Annotated in this window: 14 protein-coding genes; 8 read left to right on the forward strand and 6 right to left on the reverse strand. The window is 44.0% G+C overall.

What is annotated here, in order from left to right:
* Positions 1–334: 334 nt before the first annotated feature.
* The 5 genes from ychF to lolB all read right to left on the reverse strand — a co-directional run bounded on the left by ychF (position 335) and on the right by lolB (position 4,709).
* Positions 335–1,426 (reverse strand): redox-regulated ATPase YchF, encoded by a 1,092-nt coding sequence (gene ychF, locus ACED28_RS14310; RefSeq protein WP_029223110.1) that lies wholly within the window; start codon positions 1,424–1,426, stop codon positions 335–337.
* A 10-nt stretch (positions 1,427–1,436) separates the two neighbouring features.
* Positions 1,437–2,027, reverse strand: coding sequence for an aminoacyl-tRNA hydrolase (gene pth, locus ACED28_RS14315; protein WP_371710126.1), 591 nt, complete (start codon positions 2,025–2,027; stop codon positions 1,437–1,439).
* Positions 2,028–2,217: 190 nt separating this feature from the next.
* Positions 2,218–3,162: a ribose-phosphate pyrophosphokinase gene (locus ACED28_RS14320; RefSeq protein WP_017106306.1), complete on the reverse strand. Its 945-nt coding sequence runs from the start codon at positions 3,160–3,162 to the stop codon at positions 2,218–2,220.
* Between the two features lie 27 nt (positions 3,163–3,189).
* A complete protein-coding gene (gene ispE, locus ACED28_RS14325) occupies positions 3,190–4,065 on the reverse strand; it encodes a 4-(cytidine 5'-diphospho)-2-C-methyl-D-erythritol kinase (RefSeq protein WP_135444909.1) in 876 nt (291 codons plus the stop codon).
* Positions 4,062–4,709 carry a lipoprotein insertase outer membrane protein LolB gene (lolB, locus tag ACED28_RS14330; RefSeq protein ID WP_102327917.1) on the reverse strand — a complete coding sequence of 216 codons (648 nt, stop codon included), beginning with the start codon at positions 4,707–4,709 and terminating at the stop codon, positions 4,062–4,064. The genes ispE and lolB overlap by 4 nt, the downstream gene beginning before the upstream one ends.
* A 160-nt stretch (positions 4,710–4,869) precedes the next feature.
* Between lolB and hemA the strand changes: the two genes are divergently transcribed.
* The 8 genes from hemA (at position 4,870) to ybaK (ending at position 13,215) form a co-directional block, all read left to right on the forward strand.
* Entirely contained in the window at positions 4,870–6,129 is a 1,260-nt protein-coding gene (gene hemA, locus ACED28_RS14335) for a glutamyl-tRNA reductase (RefSeq protein WP_009848729.1), read from the forward strand.
* A 28-nt stretch (positions 6,130–6,157) separates the two neighbouring features.
* On the forward strand, positions 6,158–7,246 hold the full coding sequence (gene prfA, locus ACED28_RS14340) for a peptide chain release factor 1 (protein ID WP_009848728.1): 1,089 nt from the start codon (positions 6,158–6,160) through the stop codon (positions 7,244–7,246).
* A gap of 5 nt (positions 7,247–7,251) precedes the next feature.
* Entirely contained in the window at positions 7,252–8,124 is an 873-nt protein-coding gene (gene prmC, locus ACED28_RS14345) for a peptide chain release factor N(5)-glutamine methyltransferase (protein ID WP_135444905.1), read from the forward strand.
* A 190-nt stretch (positions 8,125–8,314) separates the two neighbouring features.
* Positions 8,315–8,698 carry a SirB2 family protein gene (locus ACED28_RS14350; protein WP_371710127.1) on the forward strand — a complete coding sequence of 128 codons (384 nt, stop codon included), beginning with the start codon at positions 8,315–8,317 and terminating at the stop codon, positions 8,696–8,698.
* A 27-nt stretch (positions 8,699–8,725) separates the two neighbouring features.
* Positions 8,726–9,535 carry a SirB1 family protein gene (locus ACED28_RS14355; protein WP_009848725.1) on the forward strand — a complete coding sequence of 270 codons (810 nt, stop codon included), beginning with the start codon at positions 8,726–8,728 and terminating at the stop codon, positions 9,533–9,535.
* 22 nt (positions 9,536–9,557) lie between these two features.
* Entirely contained in the window at positions 9,558–10,412 is an 855-nt protein-coding gene (kdsA, locus tag ACED28_RS14360) for a 3-deoxy-8-phosphooctulonate synthase (protein WP_083784152.1), read from the forward strand.
* Between the two features lie 549 nt (positions 10,413–10,961).
* Positions 10,962–12,623, forward strand: a complete 1,662-nt coding sequence (ushA, locus tag ACED28_RS14365; RefSeq protein WP_371710128.1) for a bifunctional UDP-sugar hydrolase/5'-nucleotidase UshA — start codon at positions 10,962–10,964, stop codon at positions 12,621–12,623.
* A 118-nt stretch (positions 12,624–12,741) separates the two neighbouring features.
* Positions 12,742–13,215, forward strand: coding sequence for a Cys-tRNA(Pro) deacylase (gene ybaK / locus ACED28_RS14370; protein ID WP_017103969.1), 474 nt, complete (start codon positions 12,742–12,744; stop codon positions 13,213–13,215).
* Between the two features lie 106 nt (positions 13,216–13,321).
* On the opposite strand, the gene rluF is transcribed toward ybaK, so the two are convergent.
* The gene (gene rluF / locus ACED28_RS14375) at positions 13,322–14,461 is read right to left on the reverse strand and encodes a 23S rRNA pseudouridine(2604) synthase RluF (RefSeq protein ID WP_009848721.1); all 1,140 of its coding nucleotides are present in this window, start codon (positions 14,459–14,461) and stop codon (positions 13,322–13,324) included.
* Between the last annotated feature and the right edge of the window lie 19 nt (positions 14,462–14,480).

Genomic DNA, 14,480 nt, shown 5'->3' on the forward strand with positions numbered 1-14,480 from the left:
CTGCGACCCCATCATTATGAGTGATGTGCTCTAACCAACTGAGCTAAGTAGCCATTTCCAAATTGTTGCTCATTTCGAGACGTTGCCGCTTCGTTGTGAACGGGGCGCATTATGCGGAGTTGAGTGAAACCCGTCAACTTTTTTTTTGAATAAATCACGAATAAACATCTGTTCGGTTTCTTTTTAGTCAAAGAGGCGTATTTGTCAGCAAGAAATAGGTTCAAATGCCGATATATATAGGAAGTTAAGTTTTGGATAAGAAGCTCTTTAGCAAAGAGCGAAAACGAAAAAGGCCAGTGAATTCACTGGCCTTTTATTAGATGTTTATCGGTAATTAAACGTTGAAACGGAAGTGAACAACATCACCGTCTTTAACGATGTATTCTTTGCCTTCAAGACGCCATTTACCTGCATCTTTTGCTCCGCTTTCACCGCCAAATTCGATGAAATGTTCGTAACCAACTACTTCTGCACGGATGAACCCTTTTTCGAAGTCGGTGTGGATCTTGCCTGCAGCTTGTGGCGCAGTCGCACCGACAGGGATCGTCCAAGCGCGAACTTCTTTAACACCTGCAGTGAAGTAAGTCTGAAGAGTAAGCAGTTCGTAACCAGAGCGGATCACTCGGTTAAGGCCTGGTTCTTCGATACCCATGTCTGCAAGGAACTCTTCACGATCTTCATCGTCAAGTTCAGAAAGCTCAGATTCGATTGCAGCACAAACAGCAACAACAACGTTGTTCTCTTTTTCTGCGTACTCACGAACTGCGTCTAGGTAAGGGTTGTTTTCAAAACCATCTTCAGCAACGTTTGCGATGTACATTGTTGGCTTAAGCGTTAGGAAGTTAAGGTAGTCGATCGCCGCTACTTCTTCTTTAGCAAGTTCAACAGTACGAGCCATACCACCTTCTGTCAGGATAGGTAGTAGCTTTTCAAGAACCGTAGTTTCGAATTTAGCGTCTTTATCGCCGCCTTTTGCTTTTTTAGCATTGCGGAATATTGCACGTTCACAGCTATCTAGATCGGCAAGAGCAAGCTCAAGGTTGATCACTTCGATATCTTCGATAGGTGATACTTTGCCTGAAACGTGAACGATGTTTTCGTTTTCAAAGCAGCGTACAACGTGACCGATAGCATCAGTTTCGCGGATGTTAGCTAGGAACTTGTTACCTAGACCTTCGCCTTTAGATGCGCCAGCAACTAGGCCTGCGATATCTACGAATTCCATTGTCGTTGGAAGGATCTTCTGTGGATTAACAATTTTTGCTAATGCATCTAAGCGTAGATCTGGAACCGGAACGATACCTGTGTTTGGTTCGATCGTACAAAATGGAAAGTTTGCTGCTTCGATGCCTGCTTTAGTCAGTGCGTTAAACAGAGTTGACTTACCAACGTTTGGTAGACCAACGATGCCACATTTAAAACCCATGATATAAACCTTATTCTGCTTTGAACGTATGTAAGCGATTTTGTGCTTTTGGTAGGCCATCTTTCAATAAGATGTCTAGGCTACGAACCGATTCGTCAACGACAGCCTCGATACACTCTTGCTCTTTCGCAGGAGCTTTGCCTAATACATAACCTGCAACTTTATCTTTGTGTCCTGGATGGCCAATGCCTAATCTAAGACGATAGAATTCTTTATTGTTACCCTGCTTGCTGATGATGTCTTTCAGACCATTATGTCCACCATGACCACCACCTTTTTTAAACTTACCAATACCTGAAGGGAGGTCTAACTCATCGTGAGCGACCATGATCTCTTCTGGTTTAATTTGGTAGAACTTTGCCAGTGCTGCAACTGCTTTGCCGGATAAGTTCATAAAAGTCGTTGGGATCAGCAAACGAAGATCTTCACCATGAACCATGATACGACCCGTTAGGCCAAAGAACTTTGGTTCGTTCTTCAGTGTCACGTTGTGTACACGTGCTAATTCTTCAACTACCCAAGCACCCGCATTGTGGCGAGTTTTGGCGTATTCTGGACCTGGATTAGCCAGTCCAACGAGAAGTTTTATTTGTTGGCTCAAGGTATGGATCTCTCTTGGGATTTCAAAAAGCGCCGTATGATATCACAGTTTATGAAAAAGGTGCGAGCTAGCTGATAGCAACTCAATGTTTCAAACTGTGGTCGTTAGATATAAAAAAAGCACTTCATCGAATGAAGTGCTTAATATCTTTTTCAGATTGTTCTGCTAAAGCAAAGCTATAGAGCTTTGATTAGTTGAACATCGCAGAGATAGACTCTTCGTTGCTGATACGACGAATCGCTTCAGCAAGCATGCGAGAAAGGCTTAGTTCAGTTACTTTACCTGTCGCGGCCATTTCCGGAGAAAGCTTGATTGAATCGGTAACAATAACTTGGTCTAGAACTGAATTGCGGATATTGTCTGCAGCAGTACCTGAGAATACAGCGTGAGTTGCGTAAGCGAATACACGCTTAGCACCGCGCTCTTTAAGCGCTTCAGCTGCTTTACATAGTGTGCCACCAGTATCGATCATGTCATCAACGATAACACAGTCACGACCTTCAACATCACCGATTAGGTTCATTACTTCAGAAACGTTAGCACGTGGACGACGCTTATCAACGATAGCGATGTCAACATCACCTAGCGCTTTAGCTGTAGCACGAGCACGTACAACACCACCAAGGTCTGGAGAAACCACAACTGGGTTTTCTAGGCCACGGTTAGCCATGTCTTCTAGAAGAACTGGAGTGCCGAAAATGTTATCAACAGGTACATCGAAGAAGCCTTGGATTTGCTCCGCGTGTAGGTCGATAGTAAGAACGCGGTCAACGCCAACGTTAGAAAGGAAATCTGCAACAACTTTTGCAGTAATAGGCACACGAGCAGAACGTACACGACGATCTTGACGGGCATAACCGAAGTAAGGGATTACAGCAGTAATACGGCCAGCAGAAGCACGGCGCATTGCGTCAATCATTACCACCAACTCCATAAGGTTGTCATTGGTTGGTGCACAAGTTGATTGAATCAGGAATACATCGCTACCACGAACGTTTTCATTGATTTGAACAGCGACTTCGCCATCAGAAAAACGGTCTACAGTAGCATCGCCAAGAGAGATGTATAGACGATCAGCAATACGTTGGGCTAGTTCAGGTGTTGCGTTACCAGCAAATAGCTTCATATCAGGCACGGTGGAAACCTCGGGTTGCGTCCAGTTTTAAATAGATTGTGGGTGGGCTGATTGGTATTCAGCCAAAGTTTCTTTCAAAGGCGAAATGTTTCGTCCTTTCGCGACAAACGCGGAAACTGTGTCAGGTAGTTGCTCTAGCACCAGTTCGGCTTCTTTTTTGCTGCTAAATTCAGCAAAAACGCACGAACCTGTACCAGTCAATCTCGACGGCGCGTATTGTAGCAGCCATGAAAGTTGCTTATCAACCTCTGGGTACAGCATTCGCACAATTTTTTCGCAATCGTTTACGTATTCTTGCTCTAGAAGCGTTGATAGTGCTCGCTTCGGCGTATTTCGAGTTAATTCTGAATGTGTGAATATGTCTACAGTTGCTATGCTCACTTGAGGTTTAACAACGAGATACCATTTCTCATCCGGATTAGCGGGTTGTAATTGTTCACCAACACCTTCAGCAAAGGCGGCGTGGCCTCGAACGAAGACCGGAACGTCTGCACCAAGCTTTAAGCCAATCTCAGCTAACTGGTCATCAGACAGGTTGAGTTGCCATAAATGGTTGAGCGCGACCAACACGGTTGCGGCATTTGAAGAGCCTCCGCCAATGCCACCTCCCATAGGAAGCACTTTCTTTAACTGAATATCCGTACCGAAAGTTGTCGATGTATATTGTTGAAGGGCAGTTGCGGCTTTCCAAATCAGGTTATCTTCTGTCGCAACGCCTGGAATTTCAGGTGTGATTGTTATCGAGCTTGTTTCTCGGTTTGCGGTAACCGTAAGTTCATCGCCAAAGTCGACAAACTGAAATAGGGTCTGAAGTTCGTGATAGCCATTATCGCGTCGGCCAGTGATATAGAGAAATAAATTCAGCTTAGCTGGCGAAGGCCAGTGCGTTGGCGTTGTTATCATTTTTTCAGTGTCCACTTCGAAACTACAATGTTGATTTTGTTCTCGTCTTGCTTGAATGACAATCGAGTAGGGAGGGGAATTGTCTCTACCTTTGCGTTGTCTTCATCTGATAGTTGTTTACTCGGCATCTCTGTATTGCGATAGTTAGCAAAATTCAGGGTCCACAATTGACTGCTGACTTGTTTAGACAGAGATTCAAGCGTGTTAGTGCTGTTGAGTTGGTAGCTGTCTGCTTGGTCGGGAATGCCAAGGAACCATTGTGGTAGGTGATCAATGGGGATCTGCAATCCAGTAAGTTGCTCTACCAATACAGATGCACTTGCATGGGTGAATACTTGATCATCGTAAGTCACGACTTTTGCACCCAAACTGTCGATTGTAAGGTTCAAAGCGGTTTGACCAAGGAAAGTGGTCAGTCTTAATTGGCTTTGATTTGGGGAGTGCTTCCATATGAAGTTTAGGCTTTGGCGTTGCTCTGGAGAAATGTAAGCGAGCTTGCCTGAAGCTTGATAGTTTTCTATCTGTAAAAGCCTGTTTTGGTGACTTTGCCACTCAACGCTGGTCGGTTGTTCTGGGATAGACGAGCAACCCACCATAATGATGGTCAAAAAAATAAGAGACGTGATTTTTCGAAGCTTGCTCATATTTGCTCACAACTTGTTCAAATTTATCTAAAAAACGTCTCAATTATAGCATTGAATTCACGAACTCAGGAAAACAAATCCCGCTTGCTCTTTAAATAGAGCCATGCATCAAGTAAAATTCGCCCCTTGTTTCCATTCCCTGATCGAGAACTTCTGATACATGTCTTTGCTTGCCGTAGGTATCAATCACAATACAGCGTCGGTTGAATTGCGAGAAAAAGTCGCTTTTGGTCCAGATAAATTATCTGAGGCACTTAAGCAACTTAACGCAAATGCACACGTAAATGGAAGTGTCATACTTTCTACCTGTAATCGAACTGAAGTGTATTGTGACGTCAAAGGCGTGGCAAAAAACAAGTTGATCGATTGGCTGTCTGTATTTCATCAAGTTAGCCCTGAAGAATTAAAACCGAGTATCTACATCCATGAAGAACAAGCCGCGATTAAGCACTTAATGCGCGTTGCCTGTGGTTTGGACTCTCTGGTGTTGGGTGAACCACAGATTTTAGGTCAGGTGAAGCAAGCTTATACAGATTCCCGAGATAACAAATCTGTTGATGCTTCAATGGAAAAACTGTTTCAGAAATCATTTTCTGTCGCTAAGCGTGTTCGAACTGAAACCGAAATTGGTGGCAGTGCGGTTTCAGTTGCTTACGCAGCTTGCACATTAGCCAAACACATCTTTGAGTCGATTGCTGAATCAACGGTGTTATTGGTAGGTGCGGGTGAGACGATTGAATTGGTGGCAAAACACCTTTCAGCGAATGGTTGCACCAAGATGATTGTGGCCAACCGAACTCGTGAGCGTGCTTTAGGGCTAGCAGAAGAGTTTGGTGCTGAAGTGATTAGCCTCAATGAAATCCCCGATCACCTGCATCGAGCGGATATCGTGATCAGCTCAACCGCTAGTCCACTGCCTATTATTGGGAAGGGCATGGTTGAGACCGCACTTAAGACAAGAAAACATCAACCGATGTTGTTGGTTGATATTGCAGTGCCTCGAGACGTTGAGTCTCAGGTAGGCGATCTGAATGATGCTTACCTGTATTCCGTTGATGATCTGCAGTCGATTGTTGATGGCAACATTGAACAACGTAAAGTGGAAGCTATCCAAGCGGAAGCTATTGTTAGTGAAGAAAGTGCGGCCTTCATGAGTTGGATGCGCTCACTGCAAGCGGTAGACAGTATTCGTGACTATCGAAAATCGGCCAATGAAATCCGAGAAGAATTATTAAGTAAGAGTTTACAATCACTTGCCGCTGGCGGTGACCCTGAAAAAGTTTTACTTGAGCTAAGTAACAAGCTCACAAACAAATTGATCCATGCTCCAACGCGTGCACTCCAAAGTGCAGCAGAGCAAGGAGAACCTGCAAAATTAACGGTCATTAGACAGAGTTTGGGCTTAGAAAACCCTCAATAATATTCGACCTCCAACAGAATAAGACATTATGAAAGCCTCGATTCTAATAAAGCTTGAAACACTTGTTGAACGCTATGAAGAAGTTCAACATCTACTTGGTGATCCCGATGTACTTGGGAATCAAGACAAATTCCGTGCCTTGTCAAAAGAGTATTCTCAATTAGAAGAGGTGACGGGGTGCTTTAAATCATACCAGCAAGCTCAAGAAGATTTAGAAGCTGCTGAAGAGATGGCAAATGAAGACGACGCAGAAATGCGTGAAATGGCTCAAGAAGAAATCAAAGATGCGAAAGCGAATATTGAACGTCTGACTGATGAGCTGCAAATTCTTCTGATTCCAAAAGATCCAAACGATGAGCGTAACTGTTTCTTAGAGATTCGTGCCGGCGCAGGTGGTGATGAAGCGGGTATCTTTGCGGGTAACCTTTTCCGTATGTACTCTAAGTTTGCCGAGAAAAAAGGCTGGCGCGTCGAAGTGATGAGCAGCAATGTTTCAGAGCAGGGCGGCTTTAAAGAGATGATCGCTAAAATCAGTGGCGATGCTGTTTACGGCACAATGAAGTTTGAGTCTGGTGGTCACCGTGTACAACGTGTACCTGAGACGGAATCTCAAGGTCGTGTTCATACATCAGCATGTACCGTTGCGGTTATGCCTGAGATCCCAGAAGCGGATCTTCCAGAGATCAAAGCTGGCGATCTTAAGATTGATACTTTCCGTGCATCTGGCGCGGGTGGTCAGCACGTTAACACCACGGATTCAGCAATCCGTATTACTCACTTACCAACAGGTACAGTTGTAGAGTGTCAAGACGAGCGTTCTCAGCATAAAAACAAAGCGAAAGCGATGGCTGTTCTTGCGGCTCGTATCGTTCAAGCTGAAGAAGAGCGTCGTGCTGCCGCGATTTCAGATACACGTCGTAACCTATTAGGTTCTGGTGACCGTAGTGACCGTATTCGTACGTACAACTACCCTCAAGGCCGTGTTTCTGATCACCGCATTAACTTAACTATCTACCGCCTGAACGAAGTTCTAGAGGGTGATATGCAAAGCCTGCTTGATCCTGTTCTACAAGAGCACCAAGCCGATCAACTAGCAGCACTTGCTGAGCACAACTAATTACTATGCAGTCAGCATATACGGTTGAAAGTGCTTTAAAGTCAGCAATCGTACAGCTTCAAGAGGGCGATAACACGTCGCCCTCGATTGATGCTGCGGTACTGCTTTGTCACGCCTTAGATAAACCTAGATCTTACCTACTGACTTGGCCTGAGAAGCATCTCACTTCAGAACAAGAATCCGAATTCCATATCCTTCTAAAACGTCGCTTAATCGGTGAGCCTGTGGCTTATATTGTTGGTGAACGTGAGTTTTGGTCGCTACCGTTAAAAGTCTCTCCTTCTACTTTAATCCCGCGTCCAGATACGGAACGTTTGGTTGAAGTGGCGTTAGACAAAACGTATGGCAAGCAAGGTGCGATTCTCGATTTAGGAACTGGTACAGGTGCGATTGCTTTGGCATTGGCGTCTGAGATGCCGAACCGACCAGTGACGGGAATTGATCTTCGTCCGGAAGCGCAACAACTTGCGACAGAAAACGCTCAGCGATTAAATATCACTAACGCCACTTTTTTACATGGCAGTTGGTTTGAGCCTTTGAACCTGGCTAACTCTGAAAAAGAAGCGGTGAAGTTCTCGTTGATTGTCTCTAACCCACCTTACATTGAGAAGAATGACCCTCATTTATCTCAAGGTGATGTGCGTTTTGAACCGATCACAGCGTTAGTGGCTGAAGATAAAGGTTTAGCTGATATTCGATACATCTCTGAAAACGCACGAAGCTTTTTAGAAAACGAAGGTTGGTTAGCGTTTGAACACGGTTACGACCAAGGTTTAGCTGTACGTGAGATTATGCAGGCGCTCGGATATCTCGATGTTGTGACAGAGAAAGATTACGGTGGTAATGACCGAGTGACATTGGGTCGTTACTGTTCATAGGCTGCTGTTAATCATCTTGTGAGCAATAGATGATTAACTTGCTAAATTGATACCTTTAACTCGAAAATACACTTAGCTCGATAATGCATTTAACGCAGAAATACAGAGATTTTACGCAGAACTACAGAGCATTAACGGGTATTGTGTGGCTCGTGTTAACGAAAGACATATAAAAATATAAAGGAATACCATGTACGAAGGTCTAAAACATTTTCACCTATTAACGATTGCTATAAGCGCACTGCTTCTTTCGATTCGTTTCGTTCTTATGATGGCTAACTCACCGAAGCTTAAGCATCCTTTCTTACAGCGTTTCCCTCATATCAATGACTCATTGCTGTTGCTTTCGGGTATTGGTTTGATTTTTATCACTGGCTTTATTCCATTTACACCAGCAGCACCCTGGTTAACCGAAAAACTAACCTGTGTTATGGCTTACATCGCATTGGGTTTCTTTGCGCTTAAGCTAGGTAAAAACAAGCTACTGAGAGTGTTCTCTTTCTTTGGTGCGCTTGGCTGGTTAGCGATGGCAGGTAAAATTGCAATGACGAAGACACCAACATTTTTCGGTTAATTATCTCCTTATTTCGGTTAACTACCTATGTACGAATTTTTTGATGAAGACTTTGACCAGCTAGAGTTAGCTGAAGGTGCATTGATCTTAAATAAAGCGATTAACCCAGAAACTCAAGACAGTTGGGCAGAACAAGAGTTGGCGAGATTGTTGAAAGACGCCGAGTTTGCTTTGGTTAACGAAACGGATGAACAGCAGAAATTTGAATCCTTTATTCGACTATTCTTTTATGAGTGGGGTTTTGCTGGGGATAAAGATGCGTATTTTTCTTCGGAAAACGCATTTATCGATAAAGTACTTGAGAGAAAAAAAGGCATTCCAGTGAGTCTTGGTGCGATCTTTCTGTATCTAGGTCGCAAGTTAGGCTTCCCTGTTGAAGGCGTATCTTTCCCAACTCAATTCTTACTTAAAGTGAGTTGGTTCGGGCAAGCTGCTGTATACATTAACCCGTACAACGGCGAGTACGTTGGCGTGCAAACTTTACGAGCATGGCTTATTGGGCATGATGGCCCACTAGCTAAGGTAAAAGCTGAACACTTAGAAGTTGCTGACCACCCAACGATTATTGGTAAGTGGCTAGCGTTACTTAAGAGTGCATTGCTGCGAGAAGAGCGTTATACGCTTGCATTGAAGTGTACTGACCTTGCGTTAACGTTTGTGCCGGATGATCCGTATGAAATCCGCGACCGCGGCTTTATTTATCAGCAGCTAGACTGTCATCAAGTCGCTGCTACGGATTATCAATATTTTATCGACCAATGCCCAGATGACCCTGCATCTGAGCTACTAAAATCTCAAGTGAACGTCATGAACGAAAAGACAGTGGTTGTTCACTAATTAATAATTATTTAGAGAGAATATGATGGAACAGAAAACAGTTCACATTGGCAATATGCCAATTGCTAATGACAAGCCATTTACGCTATTTGCAGGTATGAACGTTCTTGAATCTCGCGATCTCGCTATGCAGATCTGTGAGCACTACGTGAAAGTAACAGAGAAGCTGGGTATCCCTTATGTATTTAAGGCGTCTTTCGACAAAGCAAACCGTAGCTCAGTTCACTCATACCGTGGTCCTGGCATGGAAGAAGGTCTTAAAATTTTCCAAGAGCTGAAAGATACTTTTGGCGTGAAGATCATTACTGATATTCACACAGAAGCACAAGCTCAGCCTGTTGCTGATGTGGTTGATGTAATCCAACTTCCGGCGTTCCTAGCTCGTCAAACCGACCTTGTTGAAGCGATGGCTAAGACTGGCGCGGTAATCAACGTGAAGAAACCTCAATTCATGAGCCCAGATCAAGTGGGTAACATCGTTGATAAGTTTGCTGAATGCGGCAACGACAACATCATTCTTTGTGAACGTGGTTCTTGCATGGGGTATGACAACTTAGTTGTTGATATGCTTGGCTTCGGTGTAATGAAAAAATCATCAAACGGCAGCCCAATCATCTTTGACGTGACTCACGCGCTTCAAATGCGTGATCCATCAGGTGCTGCATCTGGCGGTCGTCGTGAGCAAACGGTTGAACTAGCTAAAGCGGGCATTGCGACGGGTATTGCTGGTCTATTTCTTGAGGCTCACCCGAACCCGGATCAAGCACGCTGTGATGGCCCATCGGCGCTACCGCTAGATAAACTAGAACCGTTCTTGAAGCAGATGAAAGCACTTGATGACCTTATCAAAGGCTTCGAGCACATCGAAATTAAATAGTTTTATCTGATGTTAAGTCACTAGTATTAACTAGAGAATGTTAACTCGTTATTTGATTGCAATAGACAAACGCCCAACTCTTAGAGTTGGGCGTTTTTTAATGGAACATCCGTTGAGTTCACCGAAGCCTCGGCCTATTTGGGCTATGACTAAGCTGTCTGAATGGCTGTTCACGAACTTGTTTTTCAGTGCGTCAATCTACGATAGGCGATTAAATTCTTGTTAACAGAGCCTCTGATTCCCTAAGAAAGGGGTATAGGTGTGTGAGGTCTGTCCTGTTTGTAGTGAATTACTGACATTCATCACACTTTATAAGTAAACGATTGCCTGTGATGCAGGGGAAGTTTGAGTGTAATCTCATAATTTTGTTACACTTAACTGTTGATCTATGCGTGACCAATTCGACATAAATATGAAATCGTCGTGTTACATTTAGAATGTTAATTTAAGATTAGTCATGTTGAAGTCTTATTGTTCGAACTCCAGACAAGGAGTCGCAATGGATTATAGAAAGCAGTGGATTCCCCTAAAAAGTTCAAAGGTATGACAATGAAGCAACGCCTTATTCTAAAAACAGCACTAAGTGCTGCAATCCTAGCTACTTTGGCAGGATGTGCGTCTCAATCAGCTCATGATTGGAACCAAGACGAAACTTATAAGCTAACTATCCTGCATACGAACGACAACCATGGTCGTTTTTGGCAGAACAAATACGGCGAATACGGCATGTCTGCACGTAAAACGCTTGTTGACCAACTTCGTGCAGAAGTTGAAGCAGAAGGCGGTAGCGTGTTGCTTCTATCTGGCGGTGACATCAACACTGGTGTACCAGAGTCAGACCTTCAGGATGCAGAACCTGATTTTAAAGGTATGAATAAAATTGGTTACGATGCAATGGCATTAGGTAACCACGAGTTCGATAACTCACTAGACGTACTGCAAAAACAGATCGACTGGGCAAACTTCCCAATGCTATCTGCAAACATCTACGACAAAGCGACAGGCGAGCGTAAATTCCAAGCTTACGAGATGTTTGAAAAGCAAGATATCAAGATTGCTGTTATCGGTCTAACGACTGAAGATACTGCGAAAATTGGTAACCCAGAATTTATTGCTGGTATCGATTTCCGTGACCCTAAAGAAGAAGCGAAGAAACTGATCGCTGAACTTAAAGAAACAGAAAAACCCGATCTTATCTTCGCTGTGACTCACATGGGTCACTACGAAAATGGTCAGCGTGGTGTTAATGCTCCGGGTGATGTAGCACTAGCTCGTTACCTAAATGAAGGCGATCTAGATATGATCGTTGGTGGTCACTCTCAAGAGCCTGTATGTATGGAAGGCCCTAACGTTGCGAAGCAAAACTTCAAGCCGGGTGATGAGTGTAAACCAGACGTTCAAAACGGTACTTACATCGTTCAAGCTCACGAGTGGGGCAAGTACGTAGGCCGTGCTGATTACGAATTCCGTAACGGCGAACTAGAGATGGTGAGCTACGACTTGGTTCCCGTTAACCTTAAGAAGAAAGTTAAGATTGACGGCAAGAAGCAACGAGTTCTTATTCAAGATGAAATCGCACAAGATCCAGAGCTGCTTGAATTCCTACGTCCTTTCCAAGAACAGGGCCAAGCTCAGTTAGAAGTTCAAATCGCTGAGACAAATGGCAAGCTTGAAGGTGACCGTAACGTAGTTCGCTTCCAACAAACTAATCTGGGTCGTTTGATTGCTACTTCTCACATGGAGCGTGCAAAAGCAGACTTCGCTGTGATGAACTCTGGTGGCGTTCGTGACTCAATTGAAGCCGGCGATGTGACTTATAAAGATGTACTAACAGTACAGCCTTTTGCAAACATCCTGACTTACACTGATATGACAGGTAAAGAAGTTCTAGATTACCTAAACGTAGTGGCGACTAAACCTGTTGATTCAGGTGCTTATGCACAGTTTGCAGGTATTTCTATGACTGTTGCTGACGGTGAAGTATCGAATGTCTTCATCGGTGGCAAGCAGCTTCGTTTAGACGAAACATACCGCTTTACGGTACCAAGCTTTAACGCTGCTGGCGGTGACGGTTACCCTAAACTGTCTGATCACCCAGGCTTTGTGAACACAGGTTTTGTTGACGCTGAAGTACTAAAAGAGTACCTAGAAGCAAACAGCCCTGTTGATGTGAACAAGTACGCGCCTTCAGGTCAAATGGTTTACAAGTAATTGAATCCAGTTAATTGAATCATTAGGTGCTAAATTAGATTGACTCTAGCACCATGATAAATTTAACTAAAGCGACGCCTCGGCGTCGCTTTTTGTTTATCTATCGTTTGGATTTGTTATGACCCCTGCAATCAATCTCGCCAAGAAAAAGAAAATCGCTCACAGTGTGCATCAGTATCATCATGATACAAATAACACGAATTATGGATTAGAGGCTGTCGAAGCGCTTGGTCAAGATCCCAAACGTGTATTCAAAACGCTTTTGTTCAGCTTGAATGGTGTGGCGAAAGATTTGGCGGTTGCCGTTATTCCCGTCGATAAGAAGCTAAATCTAAAGTTTGCAGCAAAAGCGGCGAAAGGTAAAAAAGCAGAGATGGCTGATCCAGATATTGCTCAGAAAACGACAGGTTATGTGGTGGGAGGAATCAGTCCTCTTGGTCAGAAAAAAGCATTGCCTACCTTTGTTCATTTCAGTGCTACCGATTTTGAAACGATATGTGTGAGTGCAGGGAAGAGAGGGTTAGAGATCGAGCTAGATCCGAAAGACTTAGTACTACTTACGCGTGGTCAGTTTGCTGAACTATGCCTGTAGCTTGTGCTTTCCATAACGATAAACGTACATGATCATAAATAAAACGCCCGCTAGACTAATCTAGCGGGCGTTTCTTTATCGACAGTCCCGTTTGAAAGGGTTCTGACTACTTTTTCAAACCTAAAGTACCACCAACACGTTTCGTTACAGGCTTGTTCGGTCTGTTTGAATCTGGACTGCGGTTTGTCGGTTTACCGCTTCTACGTTCGTTATTGTCGCGATCTGTGCGATTGCGATCCGAACGGTTTTTATCTGAATTAGAACGCTCTGAACGAGAGTTTGATTTCCAGTTCTCGGTATTGCCACCGCCACCGCTTTCACCGTTCGATGAGTTACGGCCACGCTTTGAGTTAGGCGCATGACGGAATTCATCCGCATTGTTACCGCGATAAGTGCGAGTACGGTTCTCGTTTTGATTACGGCGCGCTGTTGAAGTTTGGTTCTCTTCACGGCTATCAAAAAGTTTCGCGTCAGTCGCTTTACGAATGCGTTGACCCTTCGCGTTCATTTTTGACGCATCTTCAGTACTTACTGAGCCTTCACACATCGCCAAGATTTCAGTAATCTCTTCGTCGCTCAGGTAGCGCCATTTTCCGTTAGGAATGCCGTCTAATGAGATGTTCATAATACGAACACGGCGAAGCTTAAATACTTCATATCCGAGAGCTTCACACATACGGCGAATCTGACGGTTAAGGCCTTGCGTTAATGTGATGCGAAACGAGAACTTGGTCTCTTTCTCTACCTTACATGGCAAGGTAACAGTATCGAGAATATGAACGCCAGCGCCCATTTGCTTCAAGAACTCAGTCGTAATAGGTTTATCTACACGAACCACGTATTCTTTTTCGTGGTTGTTACCTGCACGTAGGATTTTGTTTACGATATCGCCATCGTTGGTCAAGAAGATAAGACCATCAGAAGGCTTATCTAGACGACCAATAGGGAATATACGCTTGTGGTGACCTATAAAGTCGACGATGTTGCCTGGAATATCACGCTCAGTAGTACAGGTGATACCTGTTGGTTTATTAAGAGCAATGTAGATCGGCTTTTCTCTTGAACGAACAGGTTTATTGTCGATCTCAACATCATCACCAGGCAAGACTTTAGTGCCCATTTCAGGGATCTTACCGTTAATAGTAACTCGGCCAGCATCAATGAGTTTGTCGGCTTCGCGGCGTGAGCAAAAACCAGTTTCACTGATGTATTTATTAAGGCGTTTAGCTTGGGATTCTTGTGACATGATATTCTCTTAGCGTTTC

Source organism: Vibrio sp. 1F253 (assembly GCF_041439295.1).
In the GTDB taxonomy this organism is placed as follows: domain Bacteria; phylum Pseudomonadota; class Gammaproteobacteria; order Enterobacterales; family Vibrionaceae; genus Vibrio; species Vibrio tasmaniensis_A.

Excerpts from the sequence above, each read along its gene's own strand:
- ychF (WP_029223110.1), bottom strand. The coding sequence starts at position 1,426 with ATGGGTTTTAAATGTGGCATCGTTGGTCTACCAAACGTTGGTAAGTCA.
- ispE (WP_135444909.1), bottom strand. The coding sequence starts at position 4,065 with ATGATAACAACGCCAACGCACTGGCCTTCGCCAGCTAAGCTGAATTTA.
- lolB (WP_102327917.1), bottom strand. The coding sequence starts at position 4,709 with ATGAGCAAGCTTCGAAAAATCACGTCTCTTATTTTTTTGACCATCATT.
- hemA (WP_009848729.1), top strand. The coding sequence starts at position 4,870 with ATGTCTTTGCTTGCCGTAGGTATCAATCACAATACAGCGTCGGTTGAA.
- prfA (WP_009848728.1), top strand. The coding sequence starts at position 6,158 with ATGAAAGCCTCGATTCTAATAAAGCTTGAAACACTTGTTGAACGCTAT.
- prmC (WP_135444905.1), top strand. The coding sequence starts at position 7,252 with ATGCAGTCAGCATATACGGTTGAAAGTGCTTTAAAGTCAGCAATCGTA.
- ACED28_RS14350 (WP_371710127.1), top strand. The coding sequence starts at position 8,315 with ATGTACGAAGGTCTAAAACATTTTCACCTATTAACGATTGCTATAAGC.
- ACED28_RS14355 (WP_009848725.1), top strand. The coding sequence starts at position 8,726 with ATGTACGAATTTTTTGATGAAGACTTTGACCAGCTAGAGTTAGCTGAA.
- kdsA (WP_083784152.1), top strand. The coding sequence starts at position 9,558 with ATGATGGAACAGAAAACAGTTCACATTGGCAATATGCCAATTGCTAAT.
- ushA (WP_371710128.1), top strand. The coding sequence starts at position 10,962 with ATGAAGCAACGCCTTATTCTAAAAACAGCACTAAGTGCTGCAATCCTA.
- ybaK (WP_017103969.1), top strand. The coding sequence starts at position 12,742 with ATGACCCCTGCAATCAATCTCGCCAAGAAAAAGAAAATCGCTCACAGT.
- rluF (WP_009848721.1), bottom strand. The coding sequence starts at position 14,461 with ATGTCACAAGAATCCCAAGCTAAACGCCTTAATAAATACATCAGTGAA.